The organism is bacterium, from assembly GCA_036382775.1.
GTDB lineage: Bacteria > Hydrothermota > Tepidihabitantia > SM23-42 > JAOAFX01 > DASVHD01.
This window is the reverse complement of record DASVHD010000035.1, coordinates 84,276-110,128: the sequence shown is the minus strand read 5'-3', so window position 1 is coordinate 110,128 and position 25,853 is coordinate 84,276. Positions and strand designations below refer to the sequence as shown.

General features: G+C 51.7%; 20 protein-coding genes. 11 read left to right on the top strand and 9 right to left on the bottom strand.

From position 1 onward, the window contains the following. Positions 1-2 precede the first annotated feature (2 nt). Both VF399_08075 and VF399_08070 read left to right on the top strand, forming a co-directional pair. Positions 3-1,784: an AAA family ATPase gene (locus VF399_08075; protein ID HEX7320298.1), complete on the top strand. Its 1,782-nt coding sequence runs from the start codon at positions 3-5 to the stop codon at positions 1,782-1,784. Continuing rightward, on the top strand, positions 1,781-3,796 hold the full coding sequence (locus tag VF399_08070) for a putative LPS assembly protein LptD (GenBank protein HEX7320297.1): 2,016 nt from the start codon (positions 1,781-1,783) through the stop codon (positions 3,794-3,796). The genes VF399_08075 and VF399_08070 overlap by 4 nt, the downstream gene beginning before the upstream one ends. Positions 3,797-3,820: 24 nt before the next feature. On the opposite strand, the gene VF399_08065 is transcribed toward VF399_08070, so the two are convergent. From VF399_08065 to larC, 4 genes are all read right to left on the bottom strand, one after another. Beyond that, positions 3,821-5,518: a peptidyl-prolyl cis-trans isomerase gene (locus VF399_08065; protein ID HEX7320296.1), complete on the bottom strand. Its 1,698-nt coding sequence runs from the start codon at positions 5,516-5,518 to the stop codon at positions 3,821-3,823. 97 nt (positions 5,519-5,615) lie between these two features. Further along, entirely contained in the window at positions 5,616-6,074 is a 459-nt protein-coding gene (locus VF399_08060) for a zf-HC2 domain-containing protein (protein HEX7320295.1), read from the bottom strand. Continuing rightward, positions 6,071-6,616 (bottom strand): sigma-70 family RNA polymerase sigma factor, encoded by a 546-nt coding sequence (locus tag VF399_08055; GenBank protein ID HEX7320294.1) that lies wholly within the window; start codon positions 6,614-6,616, stop codon positions 6,071-6,073. Before VF399_08055 ends, VF399_08060 begins: the two co-directional genes overlap by 4 nt. A 17-nt stretch (positions 6,617-6,633) precedes the next feature. Continuing rightward, entirely contained in the window at positions 6,634-7,788 is a 1,155-nt protein-coding gene (gene larC, locus VF399_08050; GenBank protein ID HEX7320293.1) for a nickel pincer cofactor biosynthesis protein LarC, read from the bottom strand. A 60-nt stretch (positions 7,789-7,848) separates the two neighbouring features. Between larC and VF399_08045 the strand changes: the two genes are divergently transcribed. Further along, complete coding sequence (locus tag VF399_08045) at positions 7,849-7,980, top strand: hypothetical protein (protein HEX7320292.1); 132 nt, start codon at positions 7,849-7,851, stop codon at positions 7,978-7,980. Positions 7,981-7,985: 5 nt separating this feature from the next. Here the strand turns inward: VF399_08045 and VF399_08040 are convergent, their stop codons facing one another. The 4 genes from VF399_08040 to VF399_08025 all read right to left on the bottom strand — a co-directional run bounded on the left by VF399_08040 (position 7,986) and on the right by VF399_08025 (position 13,285). Continuing rightward, positions 7,986-9,326 (bottom strand): hypothetical protein, encoded by a 1,341-nt coding sequence (locus VF399_08040; protein HEX7320291.1) that lies wholly within the window; start codon positions 9,324-9,326, stop codon positions 7,986-7,988. Between the two features lie 31 nt (positions 9,327-9,357). After that, positions 9,358-11,442 carry a S9 family peptidase gene (locus tag VF399_08035; GenBank protein ID HEX7320290.1) on the bottom strand — a complete coding sequence of 695 codons (2,085 nt, stop codon included), beginning with the start codon at positions 11,440-11,442 and terminating at the stop codon, positions 9,358-9,360. An 8-nt stretch (positions 11,443-11,450) separates the two neighbouring features. After that, the gene (locus tag VF399_08030; GenBank protein HEX7320289.1) at positions 11,451-12,713 is read right to left on the bottom strand and encodes an MFS transporter; all 1,263 of its coding nucleotides are present in this window, start codon (positions 12,711-12,713) and stop codon (positions 11,451-11,453) included. A 62-nt stretch (positions 12,714-12,775) separates the two neighbouring features. Further along, complete coding sequence (locus tag VF399_08025) at positions 12,776-13,285, bottom strand: hypothetical protein (GenBank protein ID HEX7320288.1); 510 nt, start codon at positions 13,283-13,285, stop codon at positions 12,776-12,778. Between the two features lie 123 nt (positions 13,286-13,408). Here VF399_08025 and VF399_08020 point away from each other — a divergent pair, with 123 nt between their 5' ends. From VF399_08020 to VF399_07985, 8 genes are all read left to right on the top strand, one after another. Beyond that, the gene (locus VF399_08020) at positions 13,409-14,350 is read left to right on the top strand and encodes a nitroreductase family protein (protein ID HEX7320287.1); all 942 of its coding nucleotides are present in this window, start codon (positions 13,409-13,411) and stop codon (positions 14,348-14,350) included. Further along, complete coding sequence (locus VF399_08015) at positions 14,347-17,565, top strand: BTAD domain-containing putative transcriptional regulator (GenBank protein ID HEX7320286.1); 3,219 nt, start codon at positions 14,347-14,349, stop codon at positions 17,563-17,565. Before VF399_08020 ends, VF399_08015 begins: the two co-directional genes overlap by 4 nt. 105 nt (positions 17,566-17,670) lie before the next feature. Then, complete coding sequence (locus VF399_08010; GenBank protein ID HEX7320285.1) at positions 17,671-20,424, top strand: TonB-dependent receptor; 2,754 nt, start codon at positions 17,671-17,673, stop codon at positions 20,422-20,424. Between the two features lie 168 nt (positions 20,425-20,592). After that, positions 20,593-21,483 carry a PhzF family phenazine biosynthesis protein gene (locus VF399_08005; protein HEX7320284.1) on the top strand — a complete coding sequence of 297 codons (891 nt, stop codon included), beginning with the start codon at positions 20,593-20,595 and terminating at the stop codon, positions 21,481-21,483. Between the two features lie 117 nt (positions 21,484-21,600). After that, positions 21,601-22,035, top strand: coding sequence for a pyridoxamine 5'-phosphate oxidase family protein (locus VF399_08000; protein ID HEX7320283.1), 435 nt, complete (start codon positions 21,601-21,603; stop codon positions 22,033-22,035). A 6-nt stretch (positions 22,036-22,041) separates the two neighbouring features. Continuing rightward, on the top strand, positions 22,042-23,352 hold the full coding sequence (locus VF399_07995; protein HEX7320282.1) for a FlgD immunoglobulin-like domain containing protein: 1,311 nt from the start codon (positions 22,042-22,044) through the stop codon (positions 23,350-23,352). Next, positions 23,334-23,750 (top strand): NUDIX hydrolase, encoded by a 417-nt coding sequence (locus VF399_07990; protein ID HEX7320281.1) that lies wholly within the window; start codon positions 23,334-23,336, stop codon positions 23,748-23,750. The genes VF399_07995 and VF399_07990 overlap by 19 nt, the downstream gene beginning before the upstream one ends. Beyond that, entirely contained in the window at positions 23,747-24,373 is a 627-nt protein-coding gene (locus tag VF399_07985) for a zinc-dependent metalloprotease family protein (protein HEX7320280.1), read from the top strand. The genes VF399_07990 and VF399_07985 overlap by 4 nt, the downstream gene beginning before the upstream one ends. 65 nt (positions 24,374-24,438) lie before the next feature. Here VF399_07985 and VF399_07980 read toward each other — a convergent pair whose 3' ends face one another. Next, the gene (locus tag VF399_07980; protein HEX7320279.1) at positions 24,439-25,806 is read right to left on the bottom strand and encodes a TlpA disulfide reductase family protein; all 1,368 of its coding nucleotides are present in this window, start codon (positions 25,804-25,806) and stop codon (positions 24,439-24,441) included. Positions 25,807-25,853: the final 47 nt, after the last annotated feature.

The following is a 25,853-nucleotide window of genomic DNA, read 5'->3' as shown; positions in this document are numbered from 1 at the left end:
CCATGGATTATTTTGTCAGCATCCTGGTGCGCGAACTGACCGAGGACAAGTTCAAGGACCTTGTAAAGCTGCTTGAGAAATTTTCCACGCTCATCGTGCAGGTTGAAAAGGACACGATCGTAGGGCAGACCAATGATCTTAATGCCGTCTATTACATGTTCAAGCTGAAAGAAATATATCCGGAAGCACGTTTTGGATTTTCACAATATCTGGGCCTGGCCAAGGGACTGTCCAAGATCGCAAATTTCGGCGAGATCCTGATATCCGAGGAAATGGAACCGAAGATGATCGAGCTTTTCCAGTTGACATCGCTGGGGATGCTCTCGATCGAGGGTATGAAAAGCCAGATCCTGGTGTGCCGTGTCGATGTGCCGGCAGGCGAGAAAAAATTCCCCCAGCCCCGCGCCCTGGTGTCGCCGATCAAATATGCGCGGTCGATCGAGGGGCTCAAAAACCTCCTGAGCGTCAGCAAGACGGTATTGGTGTACGGGGCCGCGGGCATTGGCAAGACAGTGTTCATCGATCAGCTCATCGAGGAACTGCCGGACCGTCAGGTTTTCCGGACGTGCTGCCCGTCTTATCCAGCCCAGCAGCCGCTGCGGGCGATCCTCGAGATCTGTTCGCAGGTGCTGGGTCTTACCGGGATAAAATCGATCGACGAGCGGCATCAGCATATCAGCAGGAGATTGAAATCACTGGGGATCAAGGACATCGGCACCACGTATCTCGCGATCCTTGATTTCCTCGGCCTCGAAGATGAAGAATCGATCCTGGAGAAACTCGATGTTAAAACGCGCCAGGAGATCATCATCAAAAGCGTCGTTGAAGTGTTAAGGCTGGCATCCTGGGAAAAACCCGCGGTGGTGATCATCGAGGACATCGATACGATGGATGTGTCGTCCGCGGGTTTTATCCAGAGCATGCTGCCGCAGTTGCTCGACGAGGGCGTTGTTTTTATCTTCACCTCGTGCCGCGTGCAGGTAGGAATTGCCGGTTTAAGAGAGTATGAGTTCTCCGAGATCGACCACAAGGAGCTTGAGAATTACGTCGAGAAATCGATCGGCGAGCGGATCAATCTGCCGCCCACCGGACCGCTGCATGTCAGTCAATACATCTCCCTGTACCAGGAAGAAAAACAAGCGTATTCATTTAACCAGTACCGCGGGGAGATGTCATTGGTGAATTTCAGCCTGCCCTTCGCCGACTTCAAGTCGATAGTCAAACGGCGCGTCGAACTGCTCAATGAAAGGAAGGATGCGCTATACGCCCTGGCGATGTTCGGCATTGAGATCGATCCACAGGAATTCCCCGGCGAATACAAGGAACTGCAGCGGTTCGAATATTTTGTCGATAAGAACTATCTCAAGAAGTACGGCACCAAATATATTTTCGTCTCGTCGTTGCTGCACGAAGCCCTATATGAAATGATCCCGGACCGTGAATCACGGCATGCACGGAATGCCGATTACTACCGCCGTCTGGAGGGATATGAAGGGCAAACGGCGTTCCATTATCTCAGGTCCGCCAACTACAAGAAAGCGGTCGAATACCTGCTAAAAGCGGCAAAGGCGGTTTTGAAAAAAGGAGCCTGCAGTTCGGGGATTGCCTATTATGAGCAGGCCCTGGACCTATGCCGCCGGCAAAAAGAGGTTGCGGACCTGGAGATCCTCGTGGCTATTAACGAAGGCCTGGCCGATATCTACCGGGCGCTCGGTGACGAGGAAAAAGCATTGAAATACTACAAGGTAGTCCTGGATAGCTACAAAGAAATCCTACGGGAATGATGTTTTTCCTTGTCTGGCTCATCAGCCAGGACACGATCCAGACCGATTCCTCATCAACGATAACTTACCAGGCGCGCCAGATCACCTTTGACCTTAATAAATCGTTGGTGATCCTGAACGATTCATCGATCATCACCTATCAGGATATCGTCCTGTATTCGGACAGCGCCCATTACTTCATCGACAGCAATCAGCTGCGGGCGTTCGGGGCCTGTCACCTGCGGCAGGTCGATGATTCGATCAAGGGCGACTATCTCGTATACAACATTGAAACAAAGAAGGCCATGATGGAGACGGGAGCCACGCAGATCGACAAGGGATTCATGGCGGGCGAGAAAATATGCTGGGTCAGCAATAAGGAGGTCAATGCGTATGAAGGCCGGTACACGACCTGCAATGATTCGCCGCCCCACTACTATTTTTACTCGCCCCGGATGAAAGTGTACCTCGGCGACATGGTCATTGCCCGTCCCATTTTCCTGTTCATCTATAACATGCCAGTGCTGGTAGCGCCTTTCTGGTTCGTGCCGATCTCGAATAAGCGGAAATCAGGGTTGCTGCCTTTCAAGGTCGGCAATTCTCGCGTGTACGGCAAATACATACGGAGCTTCGCCTATTATCATGTCCTGACAGATTATGCCGATATGACCCTGCAGCTCGATGCCTACGAGAAGAAAGGGATCATGCCGCAGGCTGAAGCGGTCTGGGATTACAATCCTTTCAGCGTTGGTTCCGCACTCGTGACCTATATAAAAGAGACCGATACTGACCGAGTGCGGTACAGCATTGCGGCACGGGATAATTCGCCATACTTCCTGCTTGGTTCCTCATTCAACTGCGATATCAAGTATTCCAGCGATAACCAGTTCCGGTCCGACTACGCTGAGACGACGACCATCTGGGTCGAGCGGGAGATGACATCCACGGCAACGATCAGCCGGGACATCGGCAGTATCAAGAACACGCTCTCGCTGGAACGCCGGATCATATTCCAGTATGACTCGACTTACGATCGATTACCGCACTACACGATCGCCACGCCGTCGCGCAGTTTATTGTCATTTATCACTTACTCGGTAACCGGCCACATGAACCGCGACCGCGCTGCGTCCGGCGATAGCGGGCAGGAAGTCAGCGGCGCCAATCTGCACGCGACCCCGACCGCGCAGCAGAATATCATGGGTTTGTTCACGGTCTCGCCGAGCATTGACATGGATGCGGCGGTCTTTGATGAGGACACTGCGGGCAGCAAATACCCGACCAGATTCGGGTATTCGTGCGGGTTGGGCGTGAACACGACCTTATTCCGGTTGTTCCCGGTCGAAGCCATGGGTATCCACGGGATCCTGCACAAGATCACGCCGAGCGCGGCTTTTTCCTGGACGCCCGATTTCACCGACTACGGGAGGTTCCCAGCGGTTTCCGGTATTCCGCAGTACCGTAAGCAGAACCGCGTGAGTTTCGACCTGAACCAGGAATTTGAGGCCAAGGTCGGCGAAAATAAAAACAAAAAAAACTTCTTAAGAATAACCGCGGGCAGCGCCTTTGATTTTTACCGCGACTCGTTAGACCCGGTCGCATTTAGTGTGAACCTGCCATTGAATCCGTTCCCCAAACCGGTAACGGGTTTTACCAATCGTCTTGAGGGATCATACAATATCTACACCAGGGATTATACTTACACGGCAACGAACGGGCTGCAGATCAAGACCGATAATCTGTCATTGACCATAGGTCAAAGTTACACAAAAGGCGGCCAGTACCAGTTATGGTTCAATGGCGACATAAAACCGACCAGGAACTGGCTGGTCGCATATTCGGGTCGGTATGACTACGAAACCAGAAAGCTCGTGGATTACAGCATCGGCCTGACGAGGAACCTTCACTGCTGGGAAGGCGTGTTCACGTTCAGCCAGCTGGCCGACAGCTGGCGCTACGATTTCAAAGTCCGCATAAAGGAAATACCTGATATCCAGATCGGCCGGGGATTGCTTGGTTACCTGCTGGAGTGACGAAAAAGGTGATCTTTAAGGGGACTATTCGAAAAATTTATCCCGATTATCGACGATCTTCTTTGGCGTAAAAATACTCTGACTCAGGACTTGCAGGCGCATTTGCCGCGCCATCTGCAGGTACCCGGCCATGGATGAATCAAAAGGCACCGCAGTCCGGGCGTCGCAACGAATGATGTATCCGGCCCAGTCTGTTATGAGCGGTTTCGAGGTCTGATTAGGCTCAAGAGCAGCAACGGTGCCGGCAAATTCAACACCGTATTCCCGCTGGATCTGAAAAACATTCTTTACGTCCTTCTGAAATAGGAGAACCGTGTCCTCCGCGGCGACCTGATCCAGCGTTCTGCTGGGTGACAGCAGTGCATAGGTCCGGTCCATGTACTGGGCCAGCTCAGATTTCAATTTTTCACGTTCGTACCGCGCTTTCACGACCAGAAAATTCTGGTTTAAGTCCAAGGTCTTGGCCGGGATCACGGAATCCTGCATGAAGAGATAATATCCGGCCATGCTGTTCATCGGTCCCGCGATCTGCCGCAGGTCATTTTTTGAGAGAAATTTTGACAACTCCTCGGGATCCCGGATCGGAAAGGTGACTTTCGCCGGATTCAATGGATAGCTCTTGTGAACTTCTAAACCGTATTCCTCGGCGGCATTTTCAAATCCATTTGCTTTGACCGCTTCCTTGAACGCCTCGATCCGATCATAGATGTCACCGATCGTTGACGGGGATACCCTGATCATGGATTTAGCTTGGCGGAGGAGCCCTTTTTTGACCCGCTGTATGACTTCAAATCCGGCTGGTCCGGCAATGATGCCTGAGGTCTGACCGTCCTTCAGTTCCTGGTACGGTCCGGCCAGGTGGCCGGGTAATTCGCCGGTATTGTTGAACGAGATCTCGACAATAGTATCATCGGATACTTCACGCGCGACCGAATCAAAATTCTCGCCTTCGTTCATCCGGAACAGGAAATCATCCATCTGCGCTCGCGCATCATTCGTATCGCCGTTTGACGGCACCCGCTCGAAAAACACGTACTTAACGATCTTTGACTCCGGGGTCGTGAACTCATCGCTGTGTTCATTGTAATAGGTGACTACTTCCGCGCTGTCGGTCTTAACGCGAACGCGGAGCTTGAATATAGGCATGCTCACCATGGAAAAAGCGCAAGTTGTCGTTTGTTTTACCGCCGCCATGCTGTCCTCAAAGGGAGATACCCATCCCATGGTCGAAACCAGGGAACGGATCTTCTCCCGCGGCAGTTCACGGCGAATGTTCATTTCGTATTCCTGGAGCCATATCTGGCTTTCCGGCGCCCTGAGCAGGGCGATGTATTTGTTGTAGTCAAATTCCCCTTTTTCATTCCTGAGGTATTCAGACTCGTAGATCTGTCTTGGCGGGTTATTCTTGATTATCGCCCAGACCTCTTCATCCGTGATGAATGCGCGTTCTTTCTGGATCAGTTTATTCCACATGATATCATCCAGCAGCATGGTCCAGATCTCATCGCGGGTGATCCCTTTTTGCGTATTTTCTTTGCCCTGCACGTAACGCGTATAATCGTTGTAGGATATCGGAGAGCCGTCGACAACCACGATGTTGGTCTCGGGGGCGGTCTTGATGCCGGTAATGTCCAGTCCCCACTGGAAGAATATCAGGAGCGCGAACGAGGCCAACGCGACGAAAAGGATCAAGCGCATATTTTTCCTGAAAGTCTGCATCATGGGTGCCTCCGTAGCATGGGGTTATTGTATTCAGATCGCCGCTAAAGTCAAGACGATCCTTGACCGGATGTCCTCACGATAGGTACGTGAAAAAGGGTTAGTCGCCGGGATATTTCTGGTTAATGAGTTTTATGAATTCTTGCTGTTCTTCAGGTGACAGTTCGTATACTTCCTCGTAGGGATCATACTGCTGGGAAGACGGGGTCGGTTTCACGACCTCTTTCGGGGCCGGCCTGAAGAACAGGATATAGCATATGCCGGCGGCGCTGAGCACGGTGGCAGCGATGGGGATGATGATCCGGTAGGGGATGATCCGTACTGGTTTGCACTGGCATATCTTTTCATGGATCGATATTTCGAATTCCTCCCAGTAGGTGGCGGAGAACCTCTCGGTTTCCGCCGGGCTCCAGCATTGGACGCATTGGCTTATGAACTCGTACTCCTCGCTGCACATCGGACAGCTTTCGATATGCTCGCGGATCATCATTTTTTCCTCGGGCGAGACATCCCCGGAAATGAGATCTATTATCTTTTCCTGGATTTCCTGACAGTTCATACTTTCCCCTTAAGTATCGTCTTAAGGTTCTTCACGGCCAGGTGATAGTTCACCTTGACCGTGCTGAGAGGTTTTTTCAGGATCTCACTGATCTCCTGATAGGGCAGATCTTCAAATGCCCGGAGCGTAAAAACCGTCTTCTGAACATTCGGCAATTTCCCGACCGCTTCATAGACCAGTTCCTTCGCGCGTTTACGTTTGTAGATCTCGACCGGATTGTTTTTCGGCGTCTCGATGATATTCTCCTGGATCTCCTCGGTCGGTTTCTGGCGCTTGAGGAAATTAAGGCAGTTATTGACCGCGATCCGGTATAACCAGGTTGAGAATTTGGACCGTCCGTCGAACTTGTTTATGTTCCGGTATGCTTTTAAGAACGTTTCCTGTGCCATATCCCGCGCGTCATCATAATTTTTTACCATCTTGTAGCAAAGATCGTGGATCTTGACCTCGTTTCGCCGAACCAGCTCGTCGTAAGGCTCGACCTCGCCGGTCTTGACAAGTTTAATGATCTCTTCATCGCTTAGCTCCCTGTATTTAGACAAAGTCAGCGTCAATTTGTTTACCTTTTAAGGCCGGGCAATCTGGATGTCACATACCTCAGCAGATCTTCCCGGAGTTTAATGATCGACGCGCCGGTTTTTTGGGCGATGCTCTTGATGTCGCGATATTCCAACGAAAACCGGGGGGCGCGCCCATGATCAGCGATCTTAATGTGGATCGGACCGTAAGGCGTGGACATTTTCAGGAGCCGGCGCGACAGTTTTATCCGTTTTGTAAACCTGAGCCTGATCCCCAGGGTCGTCGTATCGGACAGGAGGATGTCCATGATGCGTTGGTCATACCGTTCGCACAGGATATTGAGCAGGACACCGGGCCGGCTGTTTTTCATGATCACGGGCGTCAAAAAGACCTCCAGCGCACCCGCCTGATAAAGGCGCTCAAACAGGATCTCGTAGTCCTGGGGATTCATATCGTCAATATTGGTCTCGATCGCCAGGCATTCATCACCGATGGTATCCGTTGTCCTGCCCAGAAAAGTGCGCAGCACGTTGGGATAGCCTTTGATCGTTCTCGAGCCGGCGCCCATACCGACCCTGTCATACGACATAAAGATTAGATCATCGGTCGGTTCGGCGATGGTCGATAGGATAGCGGCGCCGGTGGGTGTTACGAGCTCGGCATTGACCGGCATGAATTCCACCGGGAAACCGCGCAGCAGATGGGCGGTGGCGAAATTGAATGCCGGCATCGATCCCTCGCGGGTCTGGATAAATCCCCTTCCCGCTTTGATCGAACGCGTGTACACATGCTCGACCTTCAAGAAATCAATGGCGACAAGGGCGCCCACGATGTCCAGCAGGGTATCGGCATCCGCGAGTTCATGAAGATGAAGATGACGGGTATGATGTACTTTCCTTTCGACGGCAAAGATCCGCCGGATGATAGTGATGGCTGTTTTTTTGATGTGTTGCGGCAGGCGGCTGCGAGTGACCAGGGGAATAAAACGGTTTTCGTTTATCTTCATCCGTATCTCGAACGTGCACATTTTCGCGCTGACTCCTGAACGGTTCACGTTTTTCACGACCAGGTCGAAATCCCCGGCGAACCGCAGTTTCTGCGCGAGGTATTTTTCTGCCACACCGAGGTCAATTAGCGATGCCAGGATCATATCACCGCTGACACCGAGGATCGGATCAAAATACAGCACCTTCATAAGTTGAGGTATTGTATCCATATTCGACCGGATTTCAAGGGATGAGTAACCTTCACATCGATGTCCGCTTCATCATTCGTGATCATCCGCTTCACTGCGGGGGAGACGATAAGGGCGCCCGCGATCCTGGGGCTCGTTTTGATCGTGGCCGGGATCATGATCCAGCGTTATGACCGCCGGGTATCAGGCTAGTATGGTTATTTGAATATCAGGGAAAGAATCAGCAGGATGCCAATGGCGCCGGCAAGGCCGATGATGATGTAGATGTTGCGCGTGAATTTTTTCTCTTTTGTTTCCTGGGCCGCGATGAACTTGATCAGGGAACCGTTAAGCGTCAGGATCCCGGTTTTGGTGTCTTCGAAAAGTTTGATGAGCGATGTATTGCATTCTTTCGTTTCGCTCAGGCTGCAGACCATGTCGTTCGTCGCTTTTTCATAGTGAGTCATCATGGATTTGATCTCTTGCATGCTTCGGTCCGCGGTTGTATTGAAGCTGACGCTCACCTTTTCCAGGTTGCGCGAGATCTCCTGGGACAGGTATGTCTGGTTTTTGTTGAGAGTGGCCAGGGCCGCTTCCAGGTCTTTGAACAACTGCTGCTGCTCGTGGCTGCTCTTTTCGGCGCTCTGCTGGTGCGAGCTGACAGATTTTTGCAGTGTCTCGATGTTACTGCTCAGTGATTTTTGGAGGAGAGCGATGGTTTTTTTCTGTTCATCGGAAAAGATCGTAAGGGATTTGTCCAGGGCTGAAATGATCTCGTCAAGGCGCATGGCCTTGCGGAGCTCGAGGATCACCCTTTCAATATCCTGGACCGTGCCGCCCAGTTTTTCCACCGTGCCGGTGAGCAGCCTTTCGTTCCGATTCAGATCGTCGAGAACCGGCTGAAAATCATATACTTCCGCAGAATCCCTTTTTTCTTCGGATAGAAGCGGGGGCGTCATTACCTCGTGGATCTCATGAACAGGCTTTGCGGCGGGAGCGGGTTTGACCGGTTCTTTTTTCACATCCGCTGCCTTAGCTGGCTCACCGACTTCTTCATATATTTGCGCCATCTTGTCCGAAAACCTTCGGTCTGCCAGCTTTAGTTCCTTAAGGTACTCAATAGCCTGCATGACTTCTTTTTTCTTGCCCAATGCCATCTGCCGCTCGATATAAGAAAAAAGGTAGATCGACGCGTCGCTTTTTTCATCCAGTTCGACCAGCAATTTCGCGATGATAAGGTTGATCTCGAGATTGCCCGGATCGTACCTTAACACCTTTTTGCAGATGCCCAGCGCGTTGCGGTAGAAATTATCATTACGGAAAATATCAATGCCTTTCATGTAGGCATCAACGGCTTCCTTGATGCGGTTGACCTTGATGTACAGATCGCCGAGGTGGTTGAACAGGTTGCCGTCGGACGGGCAGACCTTCACCGCCCGTTCATACTCGACGATCGCTTCCTTGGTTTTCCCCTTGATCTCAAGATCACCCGCGTTCTTTACGATCTGAGTGATCTCCTTGCTCGTTTTATCCGGGATCATTACCATAAATATATTCAAAAAGCCTTATCTGTCAATCGATAGCGTGTGATCAACGGATCTTCATGAGGGATATGATAAAAGCGAATTCATAAGCTCTTTCCCGGAACCGCTCATACCGACCGCTGACGCCGCTGTGTCCGGCACCCATGTTCGTCTTGAAGAGCAGAAGGTTGGTGCCGCTCTTTTGAGCTCTCAGCCGTGCCACCCATTTGGCCGGTTCCCAGTAACCTACCCGGGGATCGTTGAGGCTGGCGGTCACCAGCATGTGGGGGTAAGCCTGAGCGCTTACGTTGTCATACGGCGAGTACGATCGGATATAGAAATAATTCTTTTCGATATGCGGATCTCCCCATTCTTCGTATTCAGTGACCGTCAAAGGGATCGATGGGTCGAGCATGGTGTTGAGGACATCGACAAAGGGGACCTGGGCCACGGCCTGGAAAAACAGATCCGGTCTCATATTGAGCACGGCTCCGATCAACAACCCCCCGGCGCTCCCGCCTTCGATCACCAATTGCCGGCGGGACGTATATCCGCTGTCGATCAAGTGCTCGGCGCAGGCGATAAAATCAGTGAAAGTATTTTTTTTATTCAGGATCTTGCCGTGCTCGTACCATTGCCTTCCCATTTCGCCGCCGCCTCGAACCGCGGCGAGCGCGCAGATGAAACCGCGGTCCAGCAGGCTCAGCTGGGCAGAAGAAAAATAGGGGTCTTCAGAGCTGCCATAGGCTCCATACCCTTCAAGCACCAGCGGGCTTGGTCCATTGCCGCGCGATCCTTTCTTATAGACCATCACGATGGGGATGCCCTTACCGTCCGGTGCGCGGGCCAGGATCCTCTCCGTGATGTATAGTGATCGGTCATATCCCCTGATCAGATCCTCCTTTTTTACCGTTGAAGTTTGATCGGTCATGTCGTAATCGATCACCGTCGTCGGCGTGACGAACGACGAGTAGGTATAACGCACCACGCTAGTGTGATACTCGGGGTTCCGGTTCACCCAGCACGCATAAGCCGGTTCATTGAACTTGATGTAATGCCGGCTGCCGGTCTTAACGTTTATGACCAGCAGCTGCGGCAATCCCTGAATGCGTTCCGAAACGACAACGAAATTCTGGAAAGCATTAATCGCTTCAATGAATATGGAATCGCTGGCCGGCACCATCTCGCTCCATGGGGCGCTGCTGCCGGTGATCGGCGTCCTCATGATCTTGAAGTTCGGCGCCTGGTCATTGGTCATGATATAGAAAAATTTGCCCTGATGTTCAACATAACATTCAATGCCATGCCGGCGGGGTACTATAGTCTTTAAGTATCCTTGCGGCAAATCCGTGCTCAGGCAGCGGATCTCGGTCGTTGTCTTGCTGCCCAGGGTCATCAGCAGGAACTGCCGGCTTCTTGTGATCTTGATGTCCATATAGAACATCGCGTCATCTTCCTGATATAAAAGGCGGTCTTTGCCGTGGCTGAGGATCTGGTGGCGATACAGACGGTAGGGGCGATAAGTCTGATCGCAGGTCATGTAAAAGATCGTGCGGTCATCAAGCGCCCATTCAACATTGTATTCGATCTCCGGGAGCTGATCATGGATCAGGCTGTCTCCGGTCAGATCCTTGATATACATTGTGTACTGCTCGTTCCCCGTGGTGTCGACCGTATAGGCGATCATGGCGTTATTGGGGCTGGGCCGGACCACGCCCAGATCGAAATAGGCATGACCCGCGGCCATTGTATTCTGGTCAAGAATGATCTCCTCACGAGCATCAAGCGAACCTTGTTTACGGCAATAGAGTGGATATTGTTTGTCTTCCACGGTACGGGTGTAATAAAAGCAGTCGCCAAATTTCTCGGGCACGGATTGGTCGGTCTCCTGGATCCGGCCGACCATTTCCTGGAACAAAGCTTCCTGCAGCGATTCGGTTGGTGCCATCACCTGCTGGGCATAAGCATTTTCCGCTTCCAGATATGCGCGGACGGCGGGGTCATCCCGGTCGCGGAGCCAATAGTAATCGTCGGTCCTGATATCGCCAAAAAGCGTGTCCACCTTCGGTGTCCGCTTGGCTACCGGGGCAACGGGACTGCCCTGGTCGCCACCCGCGGCGGTAATGGCCAAGATCATCATCAGGATATGCATGGTGCCTCCTACGAGAGTTTTTTAAAAAAATAAAAGATCAGTGCTGTCGATACCAGATACAACAGGCTCGTGCCGAAAAAAGGAACGGCATAAGTGTAGCGTTCGATCAGCAGTCCGCCGAAACTGGCGCTCAAGCCCCGACCGGCGGTCCAGGCGATGACCAGCAGCGCGTTGGTCAGCGGCTGCTCCTCGCTCCGCACGCGTTCCATCGCATAGTTCGTGAACAGCGGTTGAGCCATGTTCATAAGCGACGCGCGGACGAGAAAAGCCGCGACGGCGAAAGGAAGGCTATGGGTGAGCCCCATGATAATTAAAAAGGGGATGGAAAAAAGCTGGGATAGGACGACCGTCATGATCTTGCCGATCTTTTCAGCAAAGAGGGGAGCCATCAGCAGACCCATGATCATAGCGATCTGCGATAAACTGTAAAAGATACCGATCAAATGCGTAGATAAAGAAAAAACGCTTTTGAAATACAGGTTGATGAACGGTATGCTCAGACCCGCGCCCAGACCGGTGACCAGATTGGGGAGGAACAGCTTGATGATCGTGGCACGATCGGTCGTCAACGGCGCCAAAATGCCGGCATTCCTGACCGCCTGGTTAAGGTCCCTCTGTGACACGCTGGAATCCGGCTTTACATCTCTCATGAGCAAATAGGGGATGATCGCCACAAAAACGAGACCGCCGAATATGTACAACGTGAAACGGTAAGTCGTGATCACCGAAAGGCCTGTGCTTTCGATCAGCCCCGGCAAATATCCGCCAAGAAAGCTGCCAATGACACCGGCGATCAGTGAAGACGCGAAATTTAAACTGAACAGATAGGGCCGTTCCTGGGGGGTCGAATGGCGCATGAAAAACGGCGCCGCGGCGACCTGGAAAAAGGACGTGGCTAGTCCGGATACCAGACCGCCGGTCAACAGGATCGAGTAGCTGGTCGTGGTTACGATCAGGGCATAGGAAAGGACCGAGATCGGGGTCGCTATGATCAGGATCTTTTTTATGGAAAACGACCGGATCAGGGCGGATGCCGGGACCGCCATGATGAGCGTACCGAGCGTCGAAGCGGTTATGATATTGCCGATCCGTCCTTCCGGGAAACCAAGGGCTTTGAGATACAGGTTGAACAGCAGCATGAAACCGGAAAAACCCATCCCCATGAAGAACGTACCGACAAGGAATAATCGGGCGTTCAGTGAGAACAGTTTGAGGTTCTGCCGATAGGTCGCTGAAGCTTTGGTGGTTTTACGAAGGATGTTGTTTAGCAAGGATCAGTCACATACCGCAGTATCGAGGAAGTATATTATGACTTACGGCCGGGATTCTTTTCTCATAACACGCCGAAGCGGGCTCCGAACGAGAGCCGGAAAATGGCATTAGTATTGTCTCCAAGGTCTTCGACGACGATGCCTGGTTCAACGAAAAAATTGGTACGGTTATTGATTGGGAACAAACCACCCATGCCAAAGCGCATCGTGAACGACGTACTGCTGCCGGCAGAGCCTTCATTATCGACGAACATGAATCCCACACCGCCGTGGACATATGGTTCGAACCCACGCATGGGTATGTAGAACAAACCATCAAGTGATGAATTGCAGTTTAAGTAAAATATAGTATTGCCGCCAAAACGTAATTCTGTGACATCCAGTCTGATGCCTATATTCCGGACGGGGTTGCAGACCAATTCGGCGCCGATACCCAGCGCAATATCATTCGAAATATACAGGCTCGCCTTAGGGCCGATCTCAAGCAGGGGCAGCGTTGACCGTCTCAGACTTTTGGCTTCAAGGCACACAAAAGTCGATATTAGTATGAACAATACGATGTATTTTTTCATGGCATCTCCTTGTGGATTATTGTATCCAGAAAATCCCTGATTGCAAGACGGTTCCATCGGGGATCGCGTACTACAGCGCCAGGTACACGGTTGACAGCAAAGCGGCATTACATATAATGGAATATGCCCGGTCGGAAATGGCCGTCCCATCACGGCGCGGAGACGTTGACGCGCGGAACGTGCCGTGATCAGACCGTCAGATCGCTAATGGAACGGGCAAGCTGCCGCAGTTTTTTAAACAGAAAAGTTCCGGCCCGGGTTATCAAGACGATACTCATGGCGGGTACTCACGCGGCGACCGGCGGCAACCTGCAACCTTACTCTATCATCAAGGTGACATCGGCTTCATCCAAGCGGGAGCTGGCGGACCTCTGCGACCAGGATTTCATCGCCCGCGCTCCGGTCGACCTTTTATTCTGCATTGACTGGAACCGGATCAGGCAATGGGCCCAGATCGAATGCGCGCCGTTTTCGGCAACAAGATCATTCCGCCATTTCTGGATCTCTTTCCAGGATACGGTGGTCTGCGCGCAAACGGTTTGTACCGCGGCCGACGCCATGGGTTTGGGTTCAGTATACATCGGCACGGTGCTGGAATGTTTCAGGAGGCTGCGGACCATGTTCCGGCTTCCCCGGTGCGTGTTCCCGGTCGTTCTGGTGTGCCTGGGTTATCCGCGGGGAACCTTGCATCCGCGCAAGAAACTTAGTCCGGAAGTCATCGTCCACAATAACAAGTACCATCGGCTTAAAGCGCGGGAACTAAAGGACGCATTCAATGAAAAATATTCCAACCTGAAGGTGGATATTACCAGCGGCCGTTTAAAGACCATCTATGAGGTATGCGCGAAAGTTGAAGGTGAGCGGTTCGCCAAAAAGTGCATTGAACGTATCCGCAAAACCGGTTATATAAACGCGGCGCAGCGCTACTTTGGACTTCATTACCGGGCGGATATTATGCCTGACAACAACGATGAGTTCATGACGATCATGGAAGAATACGGATTTAAATGGTTCCAGAGCCATTTCTTAAAAAAAACTCAAGCCCGCCAGCCCCGGTTTTCATGACTGAATCCAAACCGCTGGTTCTGACCAAATTGCAGCCGCCGTATGCCCGGGGCCGGATCCTGCGCCGCGAGCGGCTGCTGAACATTCTCAGGAACAACACCGACAAAAAGCTGATACTGGTCTGCGCGGACGCGGGTTACGGGAAGACGACGCTCTTGTCGCAGTTCTGTGAGGAACTTTCTTCTCCTTTTTTCTTTTATAATCTTGATACCCATGACAATGATGTGGCGACATTCCTGCGTTACGTCGCCGAGGGCATGAACCGCCATGCCAGCGGTTTCGGGGAAAGGCTGGCGAGCATTATCCCGTACACGAGGGATGTCCAGATAATCGTGGGCACGTTCATCAATGTGTTCATGGAGAAATTCAAAGATGATTTTTTCTTCATCCTTGATGACTACCATCATATTCTGCATAACCGTGAGATCGCGAGCATGATCGATTATCTATTGCACAACGCACCGGTTAATCTTCACGTGATAATCGCATCCCGCGCCACGCCGCGGCTGAATCTCGACTATTTATCGGCCAAACAGGAGCTCTTGAAGATCGAGAAGGAACAATTGCGATTTACGACAAAAGAGCTGCAGTCCCTGCTGTGGGATGTCTATGGGCTCAAGATCCCGGGCGACACGGTCGGGCACATTGAAGAGCACGCCGAAGGATGGATCACCGCCATTCAGCTCATCCTGCAGAAGCTCAGCGCCATCGGCGGGTCGAGAGCAAGCGAAGCTTTCAACAATTACATAACATCGGGCGAAGATATTTTCAATTATTTCGCGGGTGAAGTATTTGAAAGCCAGCCCGCGGAAATAAGAAAATTCCTCATGCACACCTCGATCCTCGATTTTCTGAGCGTGGACGTGTGCAATCGCCTGCTGCAGACGAGAAGGTCGGAAAAGGTGCTCGGGTATCTGGAACATGAACACATCTTTGTCACGCGGGTCGGCAGCCGCTACACCTGTCATCCGCTGTTCCATGATTTCCTGCTGCGCCGGCTGAGGGAATACTATCCCAGCCGGACGATCAAAAGGCTGTATTATACCCTGGGGAATTTCTATCTGACAAATCGTGAACTTACAACGGCGGTGAGCTATTTCCTGAAAGCCGAGAATTACGGCCGAGCCGCCGGGATCCTGGAAAAGAATTACCGGGTATGGCGGTTCTCCGGCGAATACTCATCATATGTCAGCTTGATCGACGGTTTTCCCGAAACCGTGATCGCCGATTATCCCGGTCTTATCCTGAAAAAAGCCCGGATGCTTCTTTACCTGGGCCGGATCGATCAGGCGATGAAGATCATCAAGCCGATCATTGCGGTCTTTCACCGTCGGGGGAATGTCAGGATCCTCAGTGAGGCTTATTATATACTCGGGTCGCTCTACCTGTATATCGCAGAACCGCAGAGAGCCCTCATCTTATTCAAGAAGGCACTGCGGCTGACGTCCAAGAACGACATCAGGCGCAAGATCGAGATCCTTGTCAGTTTCGGGAACTCATACCGGCTGCTGTCAAAATTTTCCATGACCCAGAGATATCTCGGCGACGCCCTGGCCATTGCCCGCCGCATCGGCGATTTTGAACTTGAGATCCAGGTCCTTAAGAACCTGGCGTACCTGTACTGGGCGATGTGCAATTACAAGAAAGCGGAAGAAGTCTTCCGGGAGATCTTCTCGCAATTCGAGAGCGGCAAGATCTTTTTTGAACTGGGGAAAATGTACGCGGACGCGGCAATGGTGAACATTTACAATTACCACCTCATGGAAGCCGATGCCAATCTCGGACGGGCGCGGGAATTCGCCGACCGCTACAATGACCATTCACACGACATTTATCGGCTTTTCGCACAGGGCGACCTGTACTACGCGCAGCGGAATTATATCAAGGCGATCGAGTGCTACCGCGGCATACTGGGGATGGTGCCGTCAAATGAAAAGCTGTTCAAAATATCGATCCTGCTCAGTATCACCATGACCTATCTCCAGATGGGACGGATCGCCGAGAGCGAAAAGACCATGCGGGAACTGGAACCGCTGCTGACGGCCAGGACACCGCCCGCACCCATGATCGAATATTACCTGGTCGGCGGCGATATCCAGCAGGCAAAAGGGCAGCATCGCGATGGACTGCGATATTATGACAAGGCGTTGAAAAAGGCCGTGCGCTTTGACCAGGCGTACATGCGGATGCGCGCTTTTTACAAGATGTGTGGTACATACCTTGTCCTGAATGACCGCAAGGAGGCCGCCAGCGCACTGGGAAAAGCCGTCACCATCGCCCAGGGCCAGGAATACGATGCGTTCTTGATCTACGAGGGCCATATCGATATTGCGCTTATCGAATTCGGATTGAAAAACGATATCGGCAAGGAATATCTGACGGGCATCGTTGGATCCATAGATAGTTACGAGGCAAAACGGCTGCTCAATACGATCAGCGCAGCCAAAGGAACGGTCGACCTGGATTGCAGTTTTCTCGGCGATCTTACGCTTCGCGACGGGCAGGGCAGGACCGTGACGCCGAACTGGCGTACGAGAAATGCGCGGACCATGTTCGTCTTCCTCGTGGTCAACCAGCAGAACGGTTGCACCAAGGACCAGTTCGTCGACGCGTTCTGGCCGGACAAGGATCTGCATGACGCATCACATAGCCTGCAGGTTGAAATATCGTCATTGAGGAACCTGATCAAGGAAATTAGCAAGACCGTTATCCCGGCGAAGCAGCTGATCGTATACCGGAACCAGCGCTATTATTTCAACCCGGCGTTTATCGTTAAAACCGATCTGCAGCGATTCGACGCGATCGTCAAGGATGCGGAGATGCATGAGAAACTAGACCGTACTTACAGCGTAAGGCTGTATGAGAAGGCGCTGGAAATGTACCGGGGTGATTTCTGTTGCGAGACGATCGATGACTGGACCAGTAATATCCGGTCCTATTACCGCGAAGCGACACTTAAGATCTGCAAAAAAATAGCCGTTTATTTTTATGAAGCCAGAGAATACAATAAAAGCGTCCGTTATTATGCCCGTGCGCTGCAATACGACCCTTATGATGAGACCACCCATATCGGGATCATGAGGTGTTACTCAGCGATGGGTGACAGGAAGGGTATTAGAAAGCAATTTGAAATGCTGTCCAGCAACCTGAAAGAACTGGGTATCGATAAACCATCGGATGAAGCGGCGCAGATCTACCAGAAATCCCTGAAATAACCGCCACTACCTGTTAATACCGTAAAATCCCGAAATTCTGCCCAGTCATGACAATCCTGTGATTATTCTGTGAGGTTCCGATATACAGTAGATCGGAGGTGACACATGATACGATTCATCGCTTGCCTTTTGATCATCAGCATGCACCTTTTTGGTGCCGAGTATGGAAAAATAACAGGTCGAGCCGTGGATAGTGAGACGGGAGATCCCCTGATCGGCGCTAACGTGATAGTTGAGGGTACGGAACTGGGCACCGCGACCGACGAGAAGGGTGTTTATTCCGTGCTGTATGTTCCGGCGGGGACCTATGCGGTTATGGCTTCATACCTTGGATATGATCCCTTTACGTACACGAGCGTGGTGGTGAACGCTGACCAGACCACGGTCCTTAATTTCCGCCTAAGACCGACCATTATCCAGGTCGAAGGCGTGACCTCGATCGCGGTAAGAGAGCCGATCGTCGTTTCCCAGACCCAGACTTCTCGTTCCGTGACTTCGCAGGACATTAGCCGCCTGCCGGTCACGACCATCAATCAGGTGATATCACTGCAGGCCGGAGTCGTGCAAAGCAATCTGGGCACGCATATCAGGGGCGGCCGGAACGAAGAGATCACATATTTTGTCGATGGGATAATTACGAAGGTACCGCAGACCGGCAACGTGTCGGCTGACATGAGCCCGTCAGCGATCGAAGAGGTATCGGTGATCAGCGGCGGATTTGACGCTGAATACGGAGACGCGCTTTCCGGCATCATTAATGTCGTAACGCGAGAAGGCGGTTCAAAACCGTCGGGCAGCGTGCGCTATCTTACGGACCAGTTCCTGGTATCGGACAAGCTTGACAAGTTCAATTGCGGGTACAGCCTCTACGATTTATCAGTGGGCGGTCCATTCCCGCTGACCAGCCGTCTCAGGTATTTTCTGTCCGTCGAACTCATGTCGACCAAGTCCTACCAGGCAGCGCAGTACAAGGTGGAATCTCCGCGTCAAGAATACCGCGGAAACGCCCGCCTTACGTACCTGCTCCCTAATGCCAAAGGCAAGGTGACGGCCTCGGCTTACAATTCCCGCGAACAATGGATCATCTATGGCCCGATCAACGATCCCAAGATGAAATATTTTGCCAATGTTCCCATGAACCGTCAAAAAAACGTGATCGGGTCAATGACCTTCAATTATATGTTATCCGCCAAAACTCTGACATCGTTGAGACTCGGCTACACGAGTTTCCAGCAGATCTTCGGCACGCGCGACTATGCATGGGAATCGGACCATGACCGGAAATGGTACGAGGATTACCGGATGAAAGCCGAACACCTGATCCCATACCTCACAGACCACAGACTGCCGGCACGGCAGGTCATCGTTGACAGCGTAATGCAGTACCATGAAGAGTACACCGACCGTGATGTGCAGGCGCTACGGTATAATCCCTACGGGATCGAGGGGATTTTCTACACGTATGGCGATTTCCGCGTGTGGCGTTACTGGGCGAATGAGGATATGCAGGGCAGATTCGATGTCACTCAATCGATCGGCAAGATCCACGAGTTCAAAACCGGGGGCGACATGATCAAGTACAATATGAGCTACTATGACAATAATCTGCCCTGGGTCAACAATCCGTTCTGGGATTACTACGAACGCTCACCCATCAAGTTTGCGGCTTACGTGCAGGACAAAATGGATTTCGAGGGTCTCATTGCGCGGGTCGGAATGCGCCTTGATTATTTTGATCCCAGGACCTACACCTATGGCGACCCTGGCGATTTCCTGAGTGACACGCTGACCTGGGCGGACAACAGCTATAAGGTATCACCGCGGCTGGGTTTTTCCCTGCCGGTCACGGACCGCATGAAGTTCCGGTTCAATTACGGGCATTATTTCCAGCTGCCGGTGCTCCAGAATCTTTACATGGTCACGGATACGGCGGTCGTCCGGGTCGCGCTCACCCGCGGCAATACCATCATCGGCAACATCTTCATCAAACCCCAGAAGACGATCATGTACGAGTTCGGCCTGGAAAACCAATTGTCGGATGTCCTGGTGTTCGGATTCACGACCTATTTCAAGGATATATACGACCTCTCCCAGATTCGGAAGGTGCCGGCGCTCCCGATCACCTATTTCCAGTACTTCAACGTTGACTACGGTAACGTAAAGGGATTTGAATTCAGGATCGACAAGATCATGTCGAGCATGTGGGCACTGGGCTTAAGCTACACACTGCAATTCGCAAAAGGAACGGCCTCGTTCGCCGGTGAATACTACAATGATTATTACAATTTCCAGATCGACCCGCCGGTGATCGATTACTGGCTGGATTTTGACGAGCGGCACCTGGTAAATGCCAACCTTGATCTCCAGCTGCCCAAGGATTTTATCCTCATCCCGCTGCAGAGCGTGGCCAGTTCGTTCGTGTTCACCTACAATTCGGGACAACCCTACACGCCCACGAACCTGCGCGGTGACCGCATCGGCGATGAAAATTCCGCCCGGATGACGGGGAGCTGGAATGTCGACTGGAACGCATCGAAACAGATCATGGTCGGACCGATCAGCCTGGGTTTGAGCATGATCATTCAGAACCTCTTCAATACCGAACAGGTGATCGCCGTGTATCAGACGACCGGCGAACCCGATAATCATGGCGACCCGGAACCAAGCCTTGACCAATTCGGACCGCTCACGCTCACCAGCACCAGGTATTCGCCGCAGTCCGACTTCAATCACGACGGCGTGGTCGCGGCGACCGAGATGAAGAGCAGCTATATGGACGCCCTGGCTGATTTCTATAACAACCCGGTCAACTACGGTAGTCCGTTTCGGATCCAGCTAGGCGCCAGCATAGGTTTCTAAGTAAGAAACACAGGGGGCTGCCCGCAGGGCAGCCCCCACGCGGTATCAATATTCCGGTAAAACTCCTGTCCGCGAACTGATTCAACGGCATCTTGACAAAAGACGATCCGTATTATAGACTACCCTGGAATACGAAAAGACAATGCTTTATATGAAACCGGAGGATCCATGGCGAAAGATTTGAGATTCTATATCGTCGACGTATTTGCCGAGCAGGAATTTGCGGGCAACCAGCTGGCCGTGTTCATCAATGCCGGCAACGTTCCGGCAAAGGCCATGCAAAAGATCGCGCGCGAGACTAATTTTTCGGAAACTACGTTTATCAGATCTGATAAGGAAAATAATGGCGGTTGGGATGTCAGGATCTTTACGCCCGAAGAGGAAGTTCCGTTTGCCGGACATCCAACACTGGGATCGGCTTATGTCATACAGCAAATGCTGATGCGCCGCAAGGTGAATGAAGTCAAGCTAAACCTGAAAGTGGGGCAGATACCGGTTCAATTCAAGTATCTGGGCAAAACCCCAGGTATCTTGTGGATGAAACAGAACACCCCGGTTTTTGGAAAGTACTTCGATGCGCTTAGGATAGCAAAAGCCCTGGGTATCAAGCCGGCGGCGATCGACCGAAGGTTCCCGGTTCAGGAGGTATCGACGGGCCTGCCCTTTATTATTGCGCCGCTGAAGAACCTTGATGCGGTCAAAAAGGCGATGATGAATATCGGGGATTTCAAAACGCTGATAAAAGGCGCAAAAGCGCGATGCATCCTGGTCTTATGCCCCCAGACCTACAGCAAACAGAATGACCTCAACGTGAGGGTTTTTGCGCCTTTTTACGGCGTTCCCGAGGACCCGGCAACGGGCAGCGCGAATGGATGTCTGGCCGGGTATCTCGTGAAGAACAGGTATTTCGGCACGGATGTGATATCGGTCAAGGTTGAACAGGGATACGAGATCGGCCGGCGTTCGCGATTGTATCTCAAGGCCCGGAACATAAAAGGAAAGATCGAAGTCCTGGTCGGAGGCAAGGTCAGATTGGTGGCTGAGGGAACATTCCTTTAGCTTATTTTCAACTGTGCAATTGCAGATATGCATATATGTGCATGCATCGATATGCGGCAGTTAAGGCGGCCTTGACTTCGAGTTGATATTCTATAGGATAGAAAAAAGGCGGTGATCATGGTCAAAAGGAAGAAGAAGATAACGTTAAACGATGTCTGGAAATTGTTCAAGAAAACACAGGTTATTTACCTGGCGACGGCGGACGGTAAAAAACCACGGGTCAGGCCGGTGACAATGATCCATTATAAACGGAAACTATGGGTGTCGACATCGTCGAGCGACGCGAAAGTGTGTCAGATCAAACGCAACCCGGCAATTGAATTTTGTTTGCTGCTTAAGACAAATAAACACAGTGGTTATGTCAGGGGCAGCGGAAGGGCATTGATCGTAAAGAGCTTGTCAGTTAAAAAAGAACTCTCAGAAGCGATACCATTCTTCAAATATTTCTGGAAAATATACAAAGACCCGAGTTTTTGTTTGCTGCAGCTGAAGCTGAGGCAGATCGAGTATATGCCGTTAGGAAAAATGTCTGCTGTAAGACTAAGCGTGTGATATCCTATGATCAAAAGAGGAATTTCGATGCTGATCCTGATCGCGGCTGGAATTGGCTTTTGCCAGACCAATTGGACAAAGTATCTGAACAACCCGGTGATGACGAAAGATACGACGCTGGCCGGGATCTGGGAGTGGGCCGGGATCGGGCAGCCAACCTGCGTATTCGAGAACGACACGACCAAGATGTACTATGCCGCAGCCGGTGTCGCCTATATCGGAGACTCAATCTTAAGAGGTAGAATAAGTTACGCGTATTCGACCGACAGCGTTGACTGGATAAAAAGGGATCCGCCCATGCCGGTGCTGGATGTGGGATCTCCTGGTGCCTGGGATTCACGCTGGCTGGACACGCCCGCGATCATCCACGATAATAATGGCTACAAGCTTTACTACTACGGTGATTCTTTGTCCGTCGTTTATTCAGCGATCGGCATGGCGACATCGACCAATGGGATAAGCTGGACTAAAGATCCGGCCAACCCGGTCCTGGAAAAGGGCGAACTGATGGGGTGGGATGGCTTCTGGGTCGAGTCACCAGCCGTATTGTACGATTCAGTGTCAGATCTATATGAGATGTGGTACACCGGCGTCGGTTATGGACCCGGTCTGCCGAGCGACTTACGGATCAGCATCGGCCGAGCTACGTCAGGCGACGGTTCTATCTGGATCAAAGATACGTTACATAATCCCGTGCTCGATGTCGGCGCGCCTGGTTCTTTCGATGATGGGTGGGTTTCTGTGCCTGGTGTTCGAAAGACCGGCGGCATTTATGAAATGTGGTATGTTGGGGCTTCGATCGCCGATTATGCAGCTGACAGCACGCTCGATACGTCGCGCGTGGGGTATGCGACCTCGACCGACGGCATTAACTGGATCAAATACGGGGGCAATCCCGTGCTCTCTACCTTTGATCCACCGGTCGATACTGGCGGTCCCTGGGCTCCCGATGTGGTCTTCGACGGCACCGCATACAAGATGCTGTACGAAGCGGTCGGCGGAATATGCCTGGCCAGCGCGCCTGCAAGTTTGATATCGGAAAATAGAAACAGCACATTGCTGCGTGCTGTTGTCGGTCCAACAATTTTTTCACGGGCCGTGACGATCCGCTGGCCATTGACTCTTACTTCGAGCGTCCATGCTACGATCTACAACAGCGCAGGGCAGAGGGTCAGAAGCATTGTTTTTAACGCAACAAAACCGTTCACCTGGCACGGCGAAGACGACACCGGCAGCAGGCTTCCCGGCGGCATTTATTTTGTGACCTTAAGAGCCGGTGATATGTCAACCGCAGCTAAATGCATTTTGTTAAGATGAAGGATGCGGTTGCGGTAGTTATTATTAACAAGGCGGATAAATATCTGCTCATCAGACGGGCTAAAAAAGACGCGTCTGAGGACTACTGGTGTCCGGTAACGGGTGCGGTTGAAAAGGATGAAACCCAGGAACAAGCAGTGATACGGGAGGCAAAGGAGGAACTCGGGATCACCGTAGAGCCGGAAAAAAAAGTCTGGGAATGCCTGACCCATAACAAGGAATACCGGCTGCACTGGTGGGTGGTAAGACACATTGATGATGAGATCAGCGCCAATCCTCTGGAAGTAAAAGAATACCGGTGGGTAAGCGTTCACGAGATGCCGGCCATCGGCAAAATGTTTGATTCCGACCTGGTGTTTTTCCAGGGCATTGCGGTAACAATAGAGAGGGAGCCATGACTATGCTGATCACGATATTATCATTGTCAATGACATGCCTTTTTGGCCAGGCATCAGAATGGTCAGATACATGCCGGCTGATGCTCGCGGTCCAGCCGTTGGGAACGGTCGATACGGTCATTATTAATAATATTATTGAAGGGATAACTTCGTTATATGAAGTCGAGGTCGCGGTCCTGCCCGGCATGGGAATGCCAGGACAAGCCTACTACAAGCCGGGCAAACGGTACCGTGCGGAAAAGATCCTTGTATACCTGGACAGTATTGGTAATTTTGAACGATACACTATGATCCTGGGTATTACGAGGAAGGACATTTCCACGACCAAGGGAAAATATTATGACTGGGGTATTTTTGGACTCGGCTACATGCCGGGCCGCGTATGCGTGATCTCCACGTACCGCCTGGGAAAGAAAAAAGTCTCGGTCCAGAAATTTCATGAACGCCTGGTCAAGGTCGTCAACCACGAACTCGGTCACAACTTTGGTCTTGACCACTGCCCCAACCAGGGGTGTTTGATGGAGGACGCCAAAGGTACGATCAGGACCGTGGATAACGAAACCGGCGAACTTTGTGAAGAATGCAAGGCAAAGGTGCGGACGATCTTAAGCGATCAGGATTAGAATACGCGGACGCTTTTTTTATTTGCCTAATTACATAATTACTTAATAACTAAATTATTCTACCGTTATTTCGCCAGTGCAGCTTCAACCGATATTACCAATGTTTCGTAAAGGTCCGGGGTATACCCGATGCGCATGTCGTAGAACCTGCCCTTTTTATCGATGATGAATAACGTGGGGTAGCCGGTCACGCCATAGAGCTTGTTTATCTCGCCGGCTTTAACATTGACATAATTCAGCTGGAGCGTGTCCATGACCAACAGGGCGTCATCCTCGTTCTTGTCCACGTTCATGCCGATGATGGCGAAAGGCTTGTCTTTGAAACGTTCGGCAACGCGTTTGAGCGCCGGCATTGACCGGATGCACCATGGGCAGTTCTTGTACCAGAAATCAAGCACGACCACCTTTCCTTTATATTTGTTCAGAGAGTGTTTTTTACCCTTGAAATCAACCGCGTTCCAGGCGGGAGCTGATTTTCCAATGATCTCGCTCCTTTTTCTGATCATGTCGTTGATGTACTGTGAATCAGAGACAAATCCGTCGGTCCATTGCGCGACAATGCTTTTCAGTTCGGGCTGAATAATATCCGACCGGGCTTTGACCAGTATTGACTCGGCATCAGCGAGCCATTCTACTGCATGCGCAGGGTCTTCCTCGGCATTGGATACAAAGTTATCGTAAGCTGAATCAGCGGCAAAGTAGATGTCGGCTTCGCTGAAAAAATCCCTCATGGCGGCGAGATCGAACTGGACTACCGAATCCAGCGTGATCGCTGTTTCAGTATGGATGCCGCCGGTACGGTCTTTGATCAGTTTTTTGGATGTCGGCACCATGCCGGCATCTTTGACCCTGAAGACCACCAGCGATGCATTTGATATCCCGTGGATCCGGTCAAGCGGGCTTTCTCGCACGACCGAAAGAGTCACCGTCGAGTCAGAAACCGTTTCGGACTGGGCCCGGTAATGCTCTTTTTCTGCAAATTGGAGCTCGCCGGATCCCCATCCTGCCACTGCCTGTTCGCTGCTGGCGGGCATGGGGATGAACAGGTCCTGGAAATATGTATGTTCAAGCGCCCAGTGGGCCCGGTATGTTCCATTGGGGCTGAGGTCACAGAATGCGTAACTAAATTCCGGTGGATAGTCATCGCGCTCGTTTTCCGGTCGGAGCCGGTAAGGTAACATGACGCCGCTTATCACCACGTGCAGGTCCCTGGCGTCGTTCTGCCTGATCGTCCAGACCGTCATTGTGCCGACGCGGCCATTCTCGGTATTGGACAGGGTCGTGCGGTCCTCGATCGAGTATACCAGCTTAGTGCCAGGCGTCAGATCATACGCCCACCGCAGATCTTTAAAGCCAAGAGTCTCTTGAGCTTGGGCTGCCATGATCCCAGCGCTAAATGCTAAAAGAACGATGTTATTTATTATGGATTTCATTTTTTACCTCGCTGTTGTGATCTCGCTATTATAATCAGCAACACTGA